The organism is Mesorhizobium sp. M0816, from assembly GCF_040320005.1.
Lineage (GTDB): Bacteria > Pseudomonadota > Alphaproteobacteria > Rhizobiales > Rhizobiaceae > Mesorhizobium.
In genome coordinates this window covers 60752-77517 of record NZ_JAMYOT010000020.1, presented here as the reverse complement: position 1 = coordinate 77517, position 16766 = coordinate 60752, and the positions used below count along the sequence as shown (strand labels likewise).

The window sequence follows — 16766 nt, the reverse complement described above, 5'->3', positions numbered from 1 at the left end:
CCCCCCGCTCTGCGGCACGTCCCATCCGTGAGGAGGCGAACGCTATGCCTGAATCGAATTTGATACAAGTGTTGCATTTGGCTTTGTTCGTGATACGGTTCACTTATGAATGAGGGGCAATCACAGGAGCAGCGCTGGCTGCTCCTGATCCATCAGCTGCCAAGCAAGCCTGCCTACTTCCGGGTGAAGATCTGGCGACGTTTGCAAGGTATCGGCGCGGTCGCAGTCAAAAGCACCGTTTACGCCCTGCCGGCCAATGCCGAGATGCAGGAGGATTTCGAATGGCTTCTCAAGGAGATCGTCGCTGGCGGCGGCGAGGCGATGATGTGCGAGGCGCGCCTCGTCGATGGTTTGTCCGACGTGCAGGTCCGCGCGCTGTTCGACGCAGCCCGTGACGCCGACTTTGCGGAGATCGTCGAGGAAGCGCGCGATCTGGCCGCAGCGATCAAGACCGACGCGACATCGGAAAAACATGCGGAGGCGCGTCCGCAACTCGGCCGCTTGCGCAAGCGGCTCGCCGAAGTCGTGGCGATCGACTTCTTCGGCGCCAGCGGGCGGCTCGCCGCCGAGGGACTGATCGCCGAGCTCGAGGCTCAGCTTAAAGAGGACAAGGCCATGACCAACGAACCGAAGAAGGCGGCCGAGCCGGGTGAGCTCAAGGGCCGGACCTGGGTCACGCGCCGGGACGTGCATGTCGATCGCATCGCCTGCAGCTGGCTCATCCATCGCTTCATCGATGCCGATGCAACGATCCGCTTCGTGGCGGGCAAGGGATACGCGCCGAAGGAGGGAGAATTGCGCTTCGACATGTTCGAAGGCGAAATCACCCATGAGGGAGACCGCTGCAGCTTCGAGGTGCTGCTCAATCGTAGTGGCATAGTCGACCCGGCGCTGCAGGCCATCGCCGAGATTGTCCACGACATCGACCTCAAGGACGCCAAGTTCAGTCGCGAGGAAACCACCGGCATCGCCAGCCTGATCGCCGGGATCGCCATGGCCAATGCGGGAGACGAGCAACGGATCGCCGAGGGCGCTTCGGTGTTCGACAACCTCTATCGATATTTCCGCTCGAAACGAGGGTGAAGAAAATGAACGAGCCGATGAGGGTGAAGAGTATCGACTCGGCAACAGCTCCGCATGCGGGCATACCCGCCCACGGCATTTCGTTCGGAGAAGCTACTCGGGTTTGGGCGCGTGTCGCCGCGTTGAGCTTCGGCGGCCCGGCTGGTCAGATTGCCGTCATGCACCGGATCTTGGTCGAGGAAAAGCGGTGGATCGGTGAGACGCGGTTCCTGCATGCGTTGAACTACTGCATGCTGCTGCCGGGCCCGGAAGCCCAGCAACTCGCTATCTATATTGGCTGGCTCCTGCACAAGACCAGAGGTGGGCTGGTGGCGGGCATCCTCTTCGTGCTTCCAGGTGTTATCACCATCATGGCGCTGAGCTGGATCTACGCGCTTTTCGGCCATGTCGGCGCAATCCAGGCGTTGTTCTTCGGGCTGAAGGCCGCTGTGCTTGCGATCGTGCTCGAGGCTGTCGTCCGCGTCGGCAAGCGTGCGCTGAAGAACAACGTTATGATCGGGCTCGCGGCGGCGGCTTTCGTGGCCATCTTCTTCTTCCACGTACCCTTTCCGCTGATCATCCTCGCCGCCGCAGTCATCGGCTTTGTCGGCGGCCGCGCGAGACTGGCTCCGTTCCTAACCGGCAATGGACACGGCAAGATCGCAGGCAAACAGGTGGCTGATGCCGATACCGCGCTCGGCGAAGACGTGCCTGCACACGCCCGACCGTCCGTTGGCTGGGCGCTGAAGATCGCCTCGGTGTTTCTGCTGCTGTGGCTCATACCCGTTGTCGGCTTGCTGGTGTTTGTTGGCCCCGGCAACGTGTTTAGCGACATCGCCTTGTTCTTTTCCAAGATGGCGGTCGTAACGTTCGGCGGGGCCTATGCGGTCCTCGCTTATGTCGCGCAGCAGGCCGTCGATACTTACGGTTGGCTCAAGCCCGGTGAGATGTTGGACGGGCTTGGGATGGCCGAGACGACACCCGGCCCGCTGATCATGGTCACCCAGTTCGTCGGATTCATGGGCGCATTTCGTGCGCCGGCTGGCCTCAATCCACTGCTCGCAGGCACGCTTGGCGGTCTCCTGACGACCTGGGTTACCTTTACGCCTTGCTTCCTCTGGATCTTTCTCGGCGCACCCTTCATCGAGGCGCTCCGCGGCAACAAGGCCCTCTCGGCTGCCCTGGCGACCATCACGGCAGCAGTGGTCGGTGTTATCCTGAACTTGGCGGTGTGGTTCGCGCTTCACGTCCTGTTCAGCGAGCTGCGTGAGGTCAGCTGGCTTGGCATGACGCTGGACGTTCCCGTGTTCAACTCCATCAACCTGCCGTCTCTGGTGCTGACGCTCGGGGCGCTGCTCGCGGTATTCCGTTTCAAGATCGGCATGATCCCTGTGCTCGCGACATGCTCGATCCTCGGCGTGCTCTATGGTGTTGCAACGGGATCGATCTAAGCTGTGCCGCGGGCGCAAACCCCTCTGCGGCAGGAGGCATCCCTGACAGCCCAGACGCCGACGAATGCTTCGCGCGAACCAGCGGTCAAACAGCGGTTTTCGCTGCTGCCTGCCGGTGCCAGGCCGGCAGCTGCCCTTCTGTTGATTTCCAGGGGATTGAGGGCATTCGGCGACGGACTCGTCAGTCTTCTGCTTCCCGCCTATTTGGCCACACTTGGTTTCAACGCTTTCAAGATCGGGATTCTCACGACAGCGACGCTCGCGGGTTCGGCGGCGCTCACCTTGACCGTCGGGTTTGTCGCACACCATTTCTCCCGCCGCTCCCTGCTGATCGCAGCTGCCCTCCTGATGGTCGCCACCGGGATCGCCTTCGCGTTGGTTCAGGATTTCTGGCCCTGCTCCTTGTCGCATTCGTCGGAACGCTGAATCCATCCTCTGGCGACGTCAGTGTGTTTTTGCCGCTGGAGCATGCGCAACTCGCCCATAGTGTCACTGACCGCGACCGCACCGCGCTCTTTGCACGCTACAGCCTTGTCGGCTCACTTGTAGGGGCGGTCTGTGCTCTTGCGGCCGGAGCCCCTGACATTCTCCGACAGGTTGTCGGCCTGGATATCAAGCAAGCTCTCCAGATCGCCTTCCTGCTTTATGCCTTTCTGGGACTAGGAGCGCTGCTCCTTTATCGGAAACTGCCGGACGAGCCGCTCGATGCGAGTGCGGTACCGGCGGAGCCACTACGCAAATCCCGAACCATCGTCCTCACGCTCGCTGCGCTTTTCAGCCTTGACGCTTTTGCGGGCGGTTTCGTGGTTCAGTCATTGTTGGCTCTTTGGCTTTTCCAACGGTTCGGCCTATCGCTCGCCGCGACGGGCACAATCTTCTTCTTGACGGGTATCCTTTCGGCTGGGTCGTATCTGGTGGCCGTGCAAATCTCTAAACGGATCGGGCTGGTGAACACGATGGTGTTCACGCACCTGCCATCCAGCCTTTGCCTTTTGCTCATTCCCTTCATGCCGAGCCTCGGTCCCGTAATCATACTTCTGCTGATCAGGAGCGCCTTGTCGCAGATGGATGTGCCGACCCGCACCTCCTACGTCATGGCCGTGGTATCGCCTGGTGAGCGGGCCGCAGCCGCGAGTGTCACCGCTGTCCCGCGCAGCCTCGCGGCAGCCGCCAGCCCGATGCTTGCCGGCTCGCTGCTCGCAATGTCCGGTTTCGGTTGGCCGTTGCTCATCGCCGGCGCCTTGAAGATTGTCTACGACATCCTTCTGCTTGCGATGTTCCGCAAGGTTCGTCCGCCGGAGGAACGACGAGACGGGCCATAGTAGCCCGCAGCATGCCCGAGCCAACATGAGCGGCGCGCCCATGTTATTCTGCAGGTCGACGCCTTGGCCACCGCTTGACCAGGGTACCAATGGGTCCATCTTAATCGTACCGGTGGCTCGCTCTTCAGCGCGAGGTGGAACTGATATGTGGAAAGCCCTCTTGGCTTTTGCGCTCGCAGGCGTCTGCCTGACGCCGGCGCATGCCGACAATGTCGATCTGGCGCTAGAAGCTTTTCACGAAACCTGTCTTGCCCATGGTCCAGACTTCGAGCGAACCGCCGCAGTGGCCAAGACGCGTGGATGGACACCGCTATCCGGTGACGCAGCGCTTACTCCAGTCGATGACGTGGATGCCTTTCAGGGATGGACGGTGACTGGCAATGATCTACCTGCCGGAACCATGATCGCGGTGACCAAAGCCACCTTAAGCGGCAAGGCCGTGCAGACCTGCTCCATCAGGCTGTTCGACGTCGACCGCGCGACATTCGAACAGCGTTTCTTCGCCCGGACGGACGCCGAAAAGATCGGCGAGGACCGGAATGGAGATCAGGTCTCCAAACTTTATGTATTGATTGCAGGCAATCGAAAACAGCTCGTCCATTTGACATCGCCGGTCGACATGGGGCGATCGGATTCGATCATTGCAAGCTCGATAGCCGACGATTAGTCAGGCGCCGATGCCTTTTCCCGCCATCCTCTGGAACAGGTCGTCGGCCTGTGCCGGTGAAAGGTTCATGTCGGTGGCGACCCACCAGGCGAGGACCGCAAGAAATGCGCCGGCGATGAACTGAATGGCGAATTCGGCGGGCATGCCGCGATCGCCGATCCGTTTCTCGACGAGTTCTTCCCGGACGGCTCGCCGGATACGCTCGCGCAATTCGTCGTGGATCGTATCGCCGCTGCTTGCAAGCAATGCGTGGTGAAGCGGTCGGAATGCATGGGCGTGCTCGAACATGGGCAGGCTGAACTCGAACAGGCGGCTACCTGTTTCATGACTTGCCGCCTCGCGCCTGCGGCCGATCGACCGCAGATGCGCCTCGATGGTCGCGCTGCGCAGAGCATCCTTGTCGGCGTAGTGGGTATAGAAGGTCGACCTGCCGACATTGGCCCGCTGGCAAATGTCATCGACCGTGATGGCAGCATATCCTTGCTCCGGGATCAGGACGATGAGCGCGTCCTGCAACAGGCCGCGCGTCCGCGCGACGCGTCGATCGATCGTGTTCCGCTCGCCCGCGCGTTCGATTTTCATGGCCATGGCCCCCTGCAGTGCCCGGTTTCGGACATTCGGCGGTCCGGTGTCCGACAACAGCATTTCCAGACATTGTGTCCATTATGATACGCCAAGTCCAGGAGCTCAAATCGGGTTTGGGCACGCCGCAATGAAGCAAAAGGTCGCCAGACATGCACTCATCTGATCATCACGCCGGTAACGGACCGCATTCGCGCAAGAGGGTGATAGCGTTGGCCCTGCTTGCCAAGCTGTCGCTGGTCGCCGGCTTCCTCGTCCTCGCCGAATTGGGCATGGGCTATATTCAGGCCGGCGCCTGGACGGCGGCATTCCACGGCCTCGTCCTTGCGGTGATCGCGGGATTGGCGCTGTGGGGCAGCCTGCGTCACAGGGGGCTCGTCGGCAACGGTGCGCACGGCGCGAGCGATAGGGGCATCGGCATCGTCTTGCACCGGGCGGCGGCCTATGACTTGTTTGCGCGCGTTCTGACCTTCGGGCGCGAGGGCCGCTTTCGCGAGCTGATGCTTCGCCCGGCAAAGCTCCAGCCCGGCGAAGCGATGCTCGATGTGGCCTGTGGAACGGGAACCCTTGCCATTGCCGCGAAGCGGCTGGTCGGTTCGGACGGAAGCGTCACCGGCGTCGATGCGTCGGTCGAAATGGTTGAGAGGGCGCGCGCCAAGGCCGAGCAGTCCGGTCTCGATCTGACTTTCGTCAACGGGACGGCGCAGCAGCTTCCCTTCCAGGACGCGCAATTCGACATCGTCGTCGGCACGCTGATGCTGCATCACCTGCCGAAGCCCGTTCGATCGGCCTTCATCCGCGAGGCAGCACGCGTCTTGAAGCCCGCAGGCCGGCTGTTGCTCATCGATTTCGGCAGGCCCATGCGCAAATCCAGATTGCCCAGGCTTCACAAGCATGGTCATGTCGATATGCATTCGGTCGCCTCGCTGTTGACCGAGAGCGGATTCCAGGTCAGCGATATCGGCGCCGTTGGAACCAAGAACCTGAACTATATTCGCGCAACGATGAACAAGGACCAGCCAGGCCAGGCGTCGTGATCATGCTCAGACGCTAGTTGCATGACGACCTGTTCTGGTATGTCCCATTTCGGCCTGCTTGCAATGGCAGGTGTCCTGCCTGATCCGGAATCGACGATCGAAATGTGAGCGAAAAATGCGACTGACAGGCATGGTATCAGGCGCGGCGTGCTCGCTTCCGCCGCGGCGGCGAACGCCCATCCGCATGTGTTTGCCGAAGCGAAGCTGGACCTGACCGCTGGTCCAGACAGGGCGGTCAAGTCGCTTCGGCATTCCTGGCGTTTCGACGACCTCTTTTCCAGCACTGTGCTGATGGAATTCGACAGGAATTCCGACCTTGTCCTTGATGCCAATCTTGCTGGGGTTCCTTCGGCAACCATTTCGGTCGCCAATAGAAAGCGCCGCGGCGAGCTTCTCGCCGCAATGCAGGCGTCATTCATGGTGAATGCGAAACGCCCAGCGCCTTCACCATCGCCGCCGCCAGTGTCGGCGGCGTGGTCAGCGGAATCCGCAGCCGCACCTTGCCGGCGACCTCCAGCTCGATCACCGCTGGTGGCGCCGCCGGCCGCGAAACGGCGACAGGCTCATCGGGAGCCACGACAACTTCGGCAAAGCCCGTCTCGCGGGCTCTCACCGTGCGGCGCCACTTATAGATCAGGCTGGTCGCGACATCGTACTGACGCGCCACCGCCGCCACTGTGGCCCCGGGCGCGAATGCCGCGGCCAATATCCGGCACTGATCCGCTTCACTCCAACGCCGACGCCGCTCCGGCCCGGTCAATAACGTCACATGGCTCATGCTGTGCTGCTAACTTCGCTCGTAAGGACGACTTTAAGAGCGCAGCCTCGCTACCGTGCCATCCTCTCGCAAGGCGGCCTTCGCCCGAGGCGTACCCTAACAGTGCATTTTGAATTTTGCTCCATGACCGCAAGGCGACGGCTGGATCGCATGTATCGACAGGTACTTTTTCGCGGTGAAGGTAGAGTCGAACGCGTAAACGCCGGCCTGACCTAATGAGCTATGATGGGCCCGTTGGAGAAACTGGGCGCCGCATCCAGGCACCCATGGCCTGCATGCTCGGCGGCGATAGGGCCCCGGAGATTGCCGGCGTGGCATTTCTCAGCGCCGCCAAGGAAGCGAAAAGCTTGAACGCCTGACATCTCCCGAATGCACGTTGCCATCCTGGGCTGTGTTCGCGTGTCGGCGCGCCGAGGCCTGGCGTCGTCTCGGCGCTCTCGGTCGCTGGCCTCCAGGCGATGAAGGCCGGCAATCTGCTTCTTTCGATCGAAGCGATGAGATGGAACGGCGCTGCAATGCCGAGCGCGACAGCACCATCGCCGAAGTGCAGATCAAGGCCGGCGACCAGACAATGCCAACGATCTGCTGATCGCATTCGGGTGAATGAGGGTGCTACACCTGAAGGGAAATCGGCCACACACACGCATGGCGCAGGAGATGACCAGCACAGTCGACCTTGGAGTAATCTGGCGTCAAATAATCATTGTTTGCAATTGCGCAGGCCGAATTTTCCAAATAGGAACGTCGGAGATCAACACGGAACGATTTTGATGGATGAAGCAATTGGGCAGCGAAGGGCTGATCTGCTAGGGATGACAGCAGATATCGTCGCAGCCTATGTCCAGAGCAACGCAACGCCCGTGGCGGATCTGCCGAATTTGATCGCCAGTGTTAATTCTGCGTTGTCTGGTCTGGCTGAGTCGGTCGCTGCACCATCGCCAATACTTACGCCCGCGGTAAATCCTAAGAAGTCGATCTTTCCCGAATACATCATAAGCCTTGAGAACGGGCGCAAGTTCAAGTCGATGAAGCGCCACCTGGGCTTGCTTGGCATGACACCTGATGAGTACAGAGCCAAGTGGGGTTTGGCGTGGGACTATCCTATGGTAGCGCCCAGCTATGCGGCTCAGCGGTCTGCGCTTGCCAAAGCTGCCGGTCTCGGCCGCAAGGCGGTTGCCAAGACGCCGCCAAGGAAAGCACCAGCAAAGCGCAAGGCCAAAGCCTGACAGTGCACGACGTTCGGGCCATGCCGTCAGGTCTAGATGGTCTAGGTGGCCTGGCTGGGAATGAGCTGCCTGGCTTCGCAGTTCAGTAAGCGCGCCGCTCACGCCACAACACAAGCTTCAGCACTGCTTGCGTCTTCACATCCTCGTATCCTGGCGGGGGCAGGAGAGGTCGATCAATGTGCGATCGACAAGTCGAGCCGATACATCGTCGCCCTCGACAGACAATCAAATCATATCGATAAAATCGCACTACATCGATATATCACGCTCTGCTCGATGCCACAAAACAACAACGCCGCTGAATCGAGCAGCGCTCCGTGCTTCAAGGGGCATGCACATACGGGTGCTGGGTAAGCCTAAATTTCTTCCCCGAGCAGTATCCTGGCCTCCTTGGCAGCAGCGATGAACGCCTGGCGCGCTATCCTTGGTGGTTTTTCTCCACGGATTACGGCAAGGCATGCTTCGATTGCGGCGAGCCGCGACTTGCCCTCCGGCCTCGGCCAATCCCTCAGCAGGATTTCGGCCGCGTCGGATACCGACGCAACAACTCTGTCGCGATCGATCCGGCCGGGTTGAACGACGACGGGCTTTCTGAAACGTTTCGTACGCACGACAGCCTCCAAGAACAAGATATGTTAGCTTCTGCTGATCCTTTGCGCCACATCAAACGTCCGCAAGCAACAGAAGGCATCCGCTTGGCCCAGAAGCCGCCGCCGCGACGCTGGCCAGTGCTTCAGCCGTCGGGCTTGGCCCCGACTTCGAAGAGCGCATCGCCAATAGCGGCGTTAAATGATCCACAAATACCCAGTGAAGGGGAGTTCTCCGAACACCGCGAAATGGAATCTCGGGGCTGAATTTACTCCATATCCGGCACGTCACCGCAGGTGAATAGCACGGTCGGCGGGCCATAGTCGCCAATAGCCGGGTCGGCGTCGCGGCTCCATGCGATTACGCCAACGTGCTTCCCTGCGAGCGCCTGACCGGTGCGGATGGCGCGTTCCTCGCTTTGCTGATCGGCGGGACCAAAGGCGGGAAACAGTTCGCCGTCCTCGCCACGATCGAACGCCACGACGACGATTAGCTTGGGCTTCTTTGGACCGGGCAGAATATGATCAGACATGGCGTGAACCTATCACATGACCGAGGATTGAGTCGCGTTCGAGACTTGGGAGGTGCGCGTGCAAGAGCACCGTTTTGAGGAGCCTTTGCGCGTTGCACTCGGCAGGTCGCGGCGGGTTTTGGAAAATCAGCCAAAGCCTCGGCCAGAGCGTTCGCTCCCTGAGGCGCAGCAGGATGCTGTCGAGAATGATCACCCCCATGCCGACGATAGAGAGGTGACCGCGATGATCGCCTCAACCAGCGCGTTAGGGCAACCGTCGATCATTCGACCTCATTGTCCTCCATTGGCGGTCGCCCGGCCGCTTCTACGTCGGGCTTGTCCGATAGCCAGATTTACAGGGCCGCTTCGGTTGGTGGGACCAATTGCAACAGTACCGATTATGGGCACCATCGGCGGCTCCCGATGTTGTACTTTCTTCTTTGCTTTCAGCTCAGCGATTTCCTCGTCACGTCTAACAATGCGGCTTTCCAGATTGGCGAGACGTTCGGTTAGCAAGTAGCGGCCAACGACAAATCCGCCTCCTCCCATCAGAACGGCAAACGTGGCAAAGGCGGCCGGGTTCGCCAACACCAGCACCACGTTGACTTCTAGAAAAGTGATAAGGTCCTGCATGGTCTGTTTGCTCTGGCCTCCGCCGTGATCACCCCAACACAGGTGGCGTGTCGTTGTAGCTGACCTGCACCAGCTCCGGGTGTCGGTAAGCGAGGGTAAGTATTTGGGTCTCAAGCTCGCAGTTGTAGGCCATGAGCGCCTTGACGGTCTCCAGGGGACTCTCGTAGCGGGCGATGAGCTTCTCCGCCTCCGAGTGCAGTTCGGCTTTAGCCGCCGCGTCCAGGTGCATGATGCTCATCGGGGTCCCTCCTAACATCTTGCCCGACGCCGAGCCGAGAGTTCGTCAAGGCGATCGTGAAGGTGGCCATTGAGTACGATCATTTCCTTGAGCGCCTTCACCGCGTCGCCCTTGTGCTGGGCAATGAATTTGTCGGCGACGGCCTGGAGGGCTGCTTCTTGGCGGCTGTCCAGTGTCACGATGTGGTCCATGGCGATTGCTCCAAACGTTCCTGGCCACAGAGAACAAAAACGGAACAAAAGAGTCAAGGACTAAGTGACTCAGCGAGGAATAGGTTCGTATTTATTGACGGCACGTGAGGCAGTGCTCACAGCCATGGAGAGCCGCATGGGCAGACGAAAAAGCCGGTATGACAGACTGTTTGCTCGGGACGTTGAGGGATCATAAGGGAAGCACTAAGCCTTCGCGAGGTGGCGCTTTCGGCGCAACTCAACCTCAAAGCGAATGGTTGGGCTGTTCGACAAATTGCACGAGGTGTTGGCCACTGTCGCGGAGAAGGAGCCTAACTACCGCATGCCGAACCTTGGTCTCCTACCGCTCTCGGAGGACTACTCCACGCGGAAATGACCATGGCCGGGCCGATGGAGTGCGTATGGCGTGCCGCCAAGGCCAACATGCTGCTCATCGTCGAGTGCGGCCACTGCTACCATGTCGGCCGCTTCAGGGCCAATGACGTGGCCACATGGTCGGCTGGAACAAGCCGCTAAAACCCATCAGGTCCAGATGCAAACGTGGCGCAGCAACCGTCCAGGATTCAGACAACAGGACGTTCGTTTAAAAAACAAAACATCCGATTTGATATCCGACGAGTGATGTGCTATGAGTCCACAGCAGAGGGAACTTGCGCCATGGCACGCTCGACCGCTCAAAGCGCTTTGCGCTATCCACTCACCATTATGCTCGGCACCGAAGCAAGCGTAAGATTGCTCCGGGAATTGTCGCGCCACGGCGGCTTGCTTTCTTCTCCATTGCTTGCGACTCGTAGCGGGCTTGCAAGGGCAAGCGTGTGGTCTGCTCTCGCAACCTTGGAAGGGATTGGCATCGTATCTTCAGAGGGAACGGGCAGGGCTCGTCTTTACCGGTTGAATGATCGCCATCCGCTGGCGACATCACTGGAAGCCCTCTTCGAGCAGGAGGCGCTTCGGTATTCCAATATTCGCGCCGTAATCACTGAGGCGGTCTCCGCAGTTCGGCCGAACGTACTCGCGGCCTGGATTTACGGCAGCGTAGCGAGGGGCGAGGACCGTCCAGACAGCGATCTCGACATCGCAGTGGTTACGCCATCCGAAAAGCTAGAAAGCGCGCTCCAAGAAATCCGTGAGGCACTGGTGACCCAAGGTCAAAAGCTTGGCTTCAATCCCTCGGTCGTGGGACTCACTCCGGAGGATGTGGCAAGGCTGTCGAGCACGCGAGACCCGTGGTGGGGCGGGGTCGAAGCCAATGCCCTGCTCGTCTTGGGTTCACGCCCGGACGAACTCGCAACAAAAACTCGCCGGAAGGCGTTGGCATGACCAGAAGAGGTGCGACGAAAGCAGTCGAGACAGGCTTTGGCGAGGGGCGATTGCGCATCGCCCGCTCATATTTGAAGGCTGCCCGTTTAGAGGTGGCAATGTCCGGAACGGGTGACATCGGAAATCCGGCTATGTCGCAGATCGTGAATGCGGCAATAGCATACGCCGATGCGCTCACTGCCCGATTTGCAGGAAAGATCAACCGCGCGGATCATGCGGCCGTGGTGAAAATCATGCGCGACGCGCTTGGAAATCGCCTTCCTGCAGCGCAGGCCAGCAGGTTGCGGAGCATCCTCGATGAGAAGGACGAAACTCAATACGGAATCAGGGCAAAATCATTACCCGAAGCGGAGAGCTTGCTCGACAAGTTGGAAAAATTCGCGGAGTGGGCGGAAAAAGAACTGGAAGTCTGATCAGCAATGGAGGCGGCATGTCGCTTATGGCGACCTGAATGTTACTTCAGCAGTTTGATCAGCACTGTGAAAGCCGCGTCGATGTCAGCGCGAACCGCGGCCCGGACCGCTTTCGCGTTGCGGTCTCGCAGCGCTGCAAACATCTGCTGATGGTGCTGGTTGGCGGTCGAATAGCTTCCGGAATCGTGCAGCATGTTGAAATAGGGACTGATCTGCAGCCACAGGTTCTCGATGATGTTGAGCATGTTTTCCGAGCCCGCGGCTCGATAGATGGAGAAATGAAAGGCGTAGTTAGCCCTGAGGTAGGATCCGGAGTGGAACAGCGGGTTTTGACGAAGGTTGGGCACCGGCAAAAAACGTAGGTGAAGCATGGCTGCTCATCAGGAAAGCAAGGACCCGCACTGAGCGTACGGCACGGGAGGCAAAAACGGCCAGACTACGGGAACAGCGGCTGAAGACTGGGACTGCTATGCAAGAGCGGAATGATGCGGGCGCAAAACGACCGTCAACACAGCGACGCCGCAATCGGTGACGCCTATCTTGTTGGCAGTTAGGGCCTCGTTAGCTCCCGGGCCTGCTCCGGGGACAAGGCCGAATGGGTCAAGCCCGACCTTGTCGGTCGGGTGAAATTTTGCCGCTCAATTTCCTCGATGAGACCTGACTGCCTTCAGCAGTTCGCGCTCGTCAGTGTGAGCATTTCGAAAAGTCGCCACTACCGTTTCCGCCAGGATTTTGCCCTGTTGGCTTAAAGGGTCGAGGTCTTCGTCTGCGCAAATCCGATCGAAAACGCGCTGGCAAATAGCCAAATCATGAGGACTAAGGCAGGTGCGATTGGTACGCTGGCGCTGCGGCATGTGCGAACCCTCAGGCCCGCTGCCCGTGCAAAGCAGCGGGCCTTTACAGCCAGACTGGAGAACGGAGGAGAGTTCAGTCTCGCGCAAAAAAACGTTTGATGTAGAGTGCTTGTTCCCGGCTAACGAACTTGGTAATTTTCGTACAGTGCGCCACCTGGGGCCGATTGCCTTCCCCGCAAGCAGTTAGCCGTTCAACTGTTTCAATGATAGCCTTGGCAAGGGGCTCACCCTCATGCATGGGCTCTTGGCCATAAGAGCAGGAAGACAGCCTCCTCGATCGGCAGCACGCCGGCCGGGCAGGTCTCCTCGATGCCACGCGCACCAGAGCAAGGGCGGCCAGGCCTAGCGGACTTGTCTTCGGCATCGATGGTTTGATCTGCGTTCGCTAATCCGCCTCATCTGTGAGCGACATCTTTTTGCGGCGGACAGGCGTCCAGTCGGTGATCGTATCGGCATCCACGGTGATTAGCCCGCCAGCTTTCACGGTCACCCTTCGATTTTCCTCGTCGACCCGCGTGACCTCGCCAGTGAGCTGGAGCTCGTCACCTGGTTTGGACTTTTTAGGAGCAGGGATCGAATGCGGAAAACCATAGGAGGGGATGCTGACGCTAGCTCTTCCGTCGTCCAGGAGCTTCAGCACCGTCACGGTGATCGCCACCTCATCGCCGATATTGATGTCCGCAATTTCCCAAGCCATGCCCATGATTCTGGAGCGGCTTTGACGGTAGTCAAGGGATTGGTAATATGCGGAAAATGCCAACGCCGCCAGCGTGCACCTTGTTTTGGAACCGATTCGAACCAGCGATATTGATTCAAATCGTAGTGTCTGGAGTGCGGGCGCATGCTTCCGTCACAACGCATTTCGGGTAGGCTTGCAACCAAGGTCGCTTCTGGCGTGAACCGCCGTGCGGCAGTTAAACTGTTCGAGTTGAAAACGGCCGGAGCCCGATTGCTCAGCCGCTCAGCAACACGGTTGTCGCGCAGGATCACCGAAGCAGAGGAACGCTGGTCCTCTGTGTTTGCTTTGCGGAGAGCCTGCTTCGCGACGCACAAACTTTTCTGATGCAGTGCGGTTTTGGCCTTCGCACCTGCACAGAACTATGCAAAACCGTCACCGCTGGAACTTGACCCAAGGGAATGTGCCGATGAGTGTGGCGGTTGAGACAAAGGCGCTGACGCCGCCGGACATTGCGGCCCGAAAGCACAAGAAGCCGATTGTCTGCTTAACAGCGTATACAACGCCCGTTGCGCGCCTCGCCGATAGGCACTGCGACGTGGTCCTGGTCGGCGACAGCGTCGGCATGGTGCTTCATGGCCTGACGTCAACCCTCGGGGTTACGCTGGAGATGATGATCATGCACGGCAAGGCCGTCCGCCGCGGTCTTGAACGGGCGCTGATGGTCGTCGACATGCCCTTCGGCTCCTATGAGGAGGGCTGCGAACAGGCCTTTCGCAACGCCGCCCGGCTGATGGCGGAGACCGGATGCGCCGCGGTCAAGCTGGAGGGCGGCGAGAGCATGGCTGACACGATCCGCTTTCTCATTGCCCGCGGCATCCCCGTCATGAGCCATGTCGGGCTGACACCGCAAGCGATCAATGTGCTTGGCGGCTACAAGGTCCAGGGCAGGGGCAGAGACGGCGACAGGATTTTGCGGGACGCTGTTGCTGTTGCCGAATCCGGCTCATTCTCCGTTGTGCTGGAAAAGGTGGCCGAGCCGCTCGCACGAAGAATAACCGAGGAGGTTACGATTCCAACCATCGGGATCGGCGCCTCCGCCGCCTGCGACGGCCAGGTTCTGGTCGTCGACGATATTCTGGGCATGTTCACCGGTTTTCGTCCGAAATTCGTCAAGCGCTATGCCGAACTGGGCTCAGAGGCCGAAGCCGCCATTGCGGCTTACGCGGCTGATGTGCGGGAAGGGCGCTTTCCGGCGGCCGAACATCTCTTCGCCGACGCACCGCAAGCCGGAGAAGCCGCGTGAGCGCGCCGATCGTCTGCACCATTGCCGAGCTTCGTACCGCTGTGGCTGGATGGCGCCGTTCCGGTCTCAATATCGCCGTGGTGCCTACGATGGGAGCCTTGCATGAAGGGCATTTGAGTCTCGTGCGTTCTGCGCTTCAAAAGGCCGATCGCGTGATCGTGACGCTGTTCGTCAATCCCAAGCAGTTCAACAGTGCGGCGGATCTTGCCGCCTATCCCCGCACGGAAGACGAAGACGCTGCAAAGCTCACGCGGCTGGGCGCCCACCTGCTTTATGTTCCGGATGCGACTGAGATGTATCCTGACGGCTTCGCCACGACCGTGTCCGTGTCCGGCGTCAGTGAAAGCCTGTGCGGTGCGTTCCGGCCCGGCCATTTCGATGGGGTGGCGACCGTCGTTGCAAAACTCTTCCTGCAGACCGGCGCTGATTTCGCCTTTTTCGGAGAGAAGGACTTCCAGCAGCTTCAACTTATCAGGCGCATGGTCCGGGACCTGGATATTCCGATCACCGTCGTCCCCTGTCCGACAGTCCGGGAAGCCGATGGTCTCGCTTTGTCATCGCGCAATGTCCGGCTCTCGCCGGCAGAGCGCGCCGTCGCCCCAAGGCTAGCATCGGTCCTACTCGATACGGCGTCGGGGCTCTCGAACGGCTCTCCCGTCCTGCCAACGCTTGCCGAAGCGCGCGCAGCGATCCTGTCCGCGGGCTATCGCGAGGTCGAGTACCTGGAACTCCGTGGCGAGGCAGATCTGCAACCGATAGCAAGCCTGGATCGGCCGGCACGCCTGTTTGCAGCGGCCTGGCTCGGCGAGACGCGGCTCATTGATAACGTCAGAACACTGCCGTCTCCCGTTCTTGTTGACAAGCCGCTCGGGCATGCCTTCACCCGTGCCGACGGTCACACCGCAACGCCAGCGATTAAGGATGAGCTTGTAGGCTCTGGCAAGCGCTACCCCTGACCAACTCGGCCCTGTGAGCGCTGGATCGTCCCCTCTGGATGAATCACCGCAGCAGGGCGCTGGAAATGTCCGCTGATGCTCGGCGGTTCGTGGTGAGCATCGCCGTCCTGCCATGTCGGGCTTGGCGACCTGCGACTATTTCAGCAGTTTGATCAGGACAGTGAAAGCCGCGTCGATGTCAGCGCGAACCGCAGCCCGGACCGCCTCCGCGTTGCGGTCTCGCAGCGCTGCAAACATCTCCTGATGGTGCTGGTTGGCGGTCGAATAGTTTCCGGAATCGTGCAGCATGTTGAAATAGGGACTGATCTGCAGCCACAGGTTCTCGATGATGTTGAGCATGTTTTCCGAGCCCGCGGCCCGATAGATGGAGAAGTGAAAGGAGTAGTTAGCCCTGAGGTAGGATTTGACGTCGCCGGCGGCATTGGCCTGTTCGAGTGCGTCCAGATGCTGGCGCAGCAGCATCACGCCTTGATCGTCCATGCGTTCGGCGGCCCATGCGGCGGCGATCGCCTCAATTTCGAACCTGACGTTCCTGAGATCGATAAGCCGCGCGCGGCTTAATGCAGGGATACCAATCGAACGGCCCGAAACCACCATCAAGGCGTTGGCGGCGCTCAGACGCCGCAGTGCCTCGCGAACCGGCATCGGGCTGACGCCGAAAGCGTCGGCAAGGCTCTGCACCGTCACCATTTCACCTGGAACGATACTGCCGTCGAGGATCAACTCGGTAACGTGCCGGTAGACCCTGTCCTGCAGGGTTTCCCTGGACAGCGGTGTGATCTCGACGCCCGGCTTCCTGAATGCCGCCCCAGCCATCTCTGCCTACCCTTCCCCATACGGGTGACGCTCTTGTCCTACCCGGCGCCTGTGCCCGGAATGCAAGGTTCGGATTGCCGCGTCAAGCGCCGGCGTATCCGGCTTTTACCTTTTCATCATTGATCTTTGATCAAATCAT

General features: G+C 60.0%; 20 protein-coding genes and 2 pseudogenes. 12 read left to right on the top strand and 10 right to left on the bottom strand.

Features of this window, described 5'->3' with window-relative positions:
• Positions 1–105 precede the first annotated feature (105 nt).
• The 4 genes and pseudogenes from NKI17_RS26155 to NKI17_RS26140 all read left to right on the top strand — a co-directional run bounded on the left by NKI17_RS26155 (position 106) and on the right by NKI17_RS26140 (position 4502).
• A complete protein-coding gene (locus NKI17_RS26155) occupies positions 106–1083 on the top strand; it encodes a chromate resistance protein ChrB domain-containing protein (protein ID WP_352906997.1) in 978 nt (325 codons plus the stop codon).
• 17 nt (positions 1084–1100) lie between these two features.
• Positions 1101–2513, top strand: a complete 1413-nt coding sequence (gene chrA / locus NKI17_RS26150) for a chromate efflux transporter (protein ID WP_352907005.1) — start codon at positions 1101–1103, stop codon at positions 2511–2513.
• 102 nt (positions 2514–2615) lie between these two features.
• Positions 2616–3835, top strand: a pseudogene (locus NKI17_RS26145) (MFS transporter).
• Between the two features lie 25 nt (positions 3836–3860).
• Positions 3861–4502 carry a hypothetical protein gene (locus NKI17_RS26140; protein ID WP_352906996.1) on the top strand — a complete coding sequence of 214 codons (642 nt, stop codon included), beginning with the start codon at positions 3861–3863 and terminating at the stop codon, positions 4500–4502.
• Here NKI17_RS26140 and NKI17_RS26135 read toward each other — a convergent pair whose 3' ends face one another.
• Positions 4503–5084: a TetR/AcrR family transcriptional regulator gene (locus NKI17_RS26135; protein ID WP_352699569.1), complete on the bottom strand. Its 582-nt coding sequence runs from the start codon at positions 5082–5084 to the stop codon at positions 4503–4505.
• Positions 5085–5236: 152 nt separating this feature from the next.
• Between NKI17_RS26135 and NKI17_RS26130 the strand changes: the two genes are divergently transcribed.
• Together NKI17_RS26130 and NKI17_RS26125 are read left to right on the top strand one after the other, a co-directional pair.
• Positions 5237–6121: a class I SAM-dependent methyltransferase gene (locus NKI17_RS26130; protein ID WP_352906995.1), complete on the top strand. Its 885-nt coding sequence runs from the start codon at positions 5237–5239 to the stop codon at positions 6119–6121.
• A 135-nt stretch (positions 6122–6256) separates the two neighbouring features.
• Positions 6257–6448, top strand: a pseudogene (locus NKI17_RS26125) (DUF1007 family protein); the annotation flags it as partial.
• Between the two features lie 88 nt (positions 6449–6536).
• Here the strand turns inward: NKI17_RS26125 and tnpA are convergent.
• Positions 6537–6899: an IS66-like element accessory protein TnpA gene (tnpA, locus tag NKI17_RS26120; protein ID WP_352621733.1), complete on the bottom strand. Its 363-nt coding sequence runs from the start codon at positions 6897–6899 to the stop codon at positions 6537–6539.
• Between the two features lie 770 nt (positions 6900–7669).
• Between tnpA and NKI17_RS26115 the strand changes: the two genes are divergently transcribed.
• Complete coding sequence (locus tag NKI17_RS26115) at positions 7670–8125, top strand: Ros/MucR family transcriptional regulator (protein WP_352644347.1); 456 nt, start codon at positions 7670–7672, stop codon at positions 8123–8125.
• Between the two features lie 356 nt (positions 8126–8481).
• Here the strand turns inward: NKI17_RS26115 and NKI17_RS26110 are convergent, their stop codons facing one another.
• The 5 genes from NKI17_RS26110 to NKI17_RS26090 form a co-directional block, all read right to left on the bottom strand.
• Positions 8482–8736: a DUF982 domain-containing protein gene (locus NKI17_RS26110; protein ID WP_352699572.1), complete on the bottom strand. Its 255-nt coding sequence runs from the start codon at positions 8734–8736 to the stop codon at positions 8482–8484.
• 245 nt (positions 8737–8981) lie between these two features.
• Complete coding sequence (locus NKI17_RS26105; protein WP_352621738.1) at positions 8982–9245, bottom strand: hypothetical protein; 264 nt, start codon at positions 9243–9245, stop codon at positions 8982–8984.
• 270 nt (positions 9246–9515) lie between these two features.
• Positions 9516–9857, bottom strand: coding sequence for a hypothetical protein (locus NKI17_RS26100; RefSeq protein WP_352621740.1), 342 nt, complete (start codon positions 9855–9857; stop codon positions 9516–9518).
• A gap of 28 nt (positions 9858–9885) precedes the next feature.
• On the bottom strand, positions 9886–10095 hold the full coding sequence (locus NKI17_RS26095; RefSeq protein WP_352699576.1) for a hypothetical protein: 210 nt from the start codon (positions 10093–10095) through the stop codon (positions 9886–9888).
• 11 nt (positions 10096–10106) lie between these two features.
• Positions 10107–10286, bottom strand: coding sequence for a hypothetical protein (locus NKI17_RS26090; protein ID WP_352621744.1), 180 nt, complete (start codon positions 10284–10286; stop codon positions 10107–10109).
• Positions 10287–10664: 378 nt separating this feature from the next.
• On the opposite strand from NKI17_RS26090, the gene NKI17_RS26085 reads away from it, so the two are divergent.
• From NKI17_RS26085 to NKI17_RS26075, 3 genes are all read left to right on the top strand, one after another.
• Complete coding sequence (locus tag NKI17_RS26085; RefSeq protein WP_352621746.1) at positions 10665–10802, top strand: hypothetical protein; 138 nt, start codon at positions 10665–10667, stop codon at positions 10800–10802.
• Between the two features lie 141 nt (positions 10803–10943).
• Positions 10944–11606 carry a nucleotidyltransferase domain-containing protein gene (locus NKI17_RS26080; protein ID WP_352644342.1) on the top strand — a complete coding sequence of 221 codons (663 nt, stop codon included), beginning with the start codon at positions 10944–10946 and terminating at the stop codon, positions 11604–11606.
• Complete coding sequence (locus NKI17_RS26075; protein ID WP_352699578.1) at positions 11603–12019, top strand: hypothetical protein; 417 nt, start codon at positions 11603–11605, stop codon at positions 12017–12019. Before NKI17_RS26080 ends, NKI17_RS26075 begins: the two co-directional genes overlap by 4 nt.
• Positions 12020–12060: 41 nt before the next feature.
• Here the strand turns inward: NKI17_RS26075 and NKI17_RS26070 are convergent, their stop codons facing one another.
• Positions 12061–12390, bottom strand: a complete 330-nt coding sequence (locus tag NKI17_RS26070) for an FCD domain-containing protein (RefSeq protein ID WP_352699580.1) — start codon at positions 12388–12390, stop codon at positions 12061–12063.
• Positions 12391–13258: 868 nt separating this feature from the next.
• Complete coding sequence (locus NKI17_RS26065) at positions 13259–13570, bottom strand: hypothetical protein (RefSeq protein WP_031212213.1); 312 nt, start codon at positions 13568–13570, stop codon at positions 13259–13261.
• Between the two features lie 448 nt (positions 13571–14018).
• Between NKI17_RS26065 and panB the strand changes: the two genes are divergently transcribed.
• Positions 14019–14855, top strand: a complete 837-nt coding sequence (gene panB, locus NKI17_RS26060) for a 3-methyl-2-oxobutanoate hydroxymethyltransferase (RefSeq protein ID WP_352699583.1) — start codon at positions 14019–14021, stop codon at positions 14853–14855.
• A complete protein-coding gene (panC, locus tag NKI17_RS26055) occupies positions 14852–15811 on the top strand; it encodes a pantoate--beta-alanine ligase (protein WP_352699585.1) in 960 nt (319 codons plus the stop codon). The genes panB and panC overlap by 4 nt, the downstream gene beginning before the upstream one ends.
• Positions 15812–15946: 135 nt before the next feature.
• Here panC and NKI17_RS26050 read toward each other — a convergent pair whose 3' ends face one another.
• Complete coding sequence (locus tag NKI17_RS26050) at positions 15947–16627, bottom strand: GntR family transcriptional regulator (protein WP_352699587.1); 681 nt, start codon at positions 16625–16627, stop codon at positions 15947–15949.
• Positions 16628–16766: the final 139 nt, after the last annotated feature.

Coding starts and splice junctions, on each gene's coding strand:
- NKI17_RS26155 (WP_352906997.1), top strand. CDS start 106: ATGAATGAGGGGCAATCACAGGAGCAGCGCTGGCTGCTCCTGATCCAT.
- chrA (WP_352907005.1), top strand. CDS start 1,101: ATGAGGGTGAAGAGTATCGACTCGGCAACAGCTCCGCATGCGGGCATA.
- NKI17_RS26140 (WP_352906996.1), top strand. CDS start 3,861: ATGAGCGGCGCGCCCATGTTATTCTGCAGGTCGACGCCTTGGCCACCG.
- NKI17_RS26135 (WP_352699569.1), bottom strand. CDS start 5,084: ATGAAAATCGAACGCGCGGGCGAGCGGAACACGATCGATCGACGCGTC.
- NKI17_RS26130 (WP_352906995.1), top strand. CDS start 5,237: ATGCACTCATCTGATCATCACGCCGGTAACGGACCGCATTCGCGCAAG.
- tnpA (WP_352621733.1), bottom strand. CDS start 6,899: ATGAGCCATGTGACGTTATTGACCGGGCCGGAGCGGCGTCGGCGTTGG.
- NKI17_RS26115 (WP_352644347.1), top strand. CDS start 7,670: ATGGATGAAGCAATTGGGCAGCGAAGGGCTGATCTGCTAGGGATGACA.
- NKI17_RS26105 (WP_352621738.1), bottom strand. CDS start 9,245: ATGTCTGATCATATTCTGCCCGGTCCAAAGAAGCCCAAGCTAATCGTC.
- NKI17_RS26100 (WP_352621740.1), bottom strand. CDS start 9,857: ATGCAGGACCTTATCACTTTTCTAGAAGTCAACGTGGTGCTGGTGTTG.
- NKI17_RS26095 (WP_352699576.1), bottom strand. CDS start 10,095: ATGAGCATCATGCACCTGGACGCGGCGGCTAAAGCCGAACTGCACTCG.
- NKI17_RS26090 (WP_352621744.1), bottom strand. CDS start 10,286: ATGGACCACATCGTGACACTGGACAGCCGCCAAGAAGCAGCCCTCCAG.
- NKI17_RS26085 (WP_352621746.1), top strand. CDS start 10,665: ATGGCCGGGCCGATGGAGTGCGTATGGCGTGCCGCCAAGGCCAACATG.
- NKI17_RS26080 (WP_352644342.1), top strand. CDS start 10,944: ATGGCACGCTCGACCGCTCAAAGCGCTTTGCGCTATCCACTCACCATT.
- NKI17_RS26075 (WP_352699578.1), top strand. CDS start 11,603: ATGACCAGAAGAGGTGCGACGAAAGCAGTCGAGACAGGCTTTGGCGAG.
- NKI17_RS26070 (WP_352699580.1), bottom strand. CDS start 12,390: ATGCTTCACCTACGTTTTTTGCCGGTGCCCAACCTTCGTCAAAACCCG.
- NKI17_RS26065 (WP_031212213.1), bottom strand. CDS start 13,570: ATGGCTTGGGAAATTGCGGACATCAATATCGGCGATGAGGTGGCGATC.
- panB (WP_352699583.1), top strand. CDS start 14,019: ATGAGTGTGGCGGTTGAGACAAAGGCGCTGACGCCGCCGGACATTGCG.
- NKI17_RS26050 (WP_352699587.1), bottom strand. CDS start 16,627: ATGGCTGGGGCGGCATTCAGGAAGCCGGGCGTCGAGATCACACCGCTG.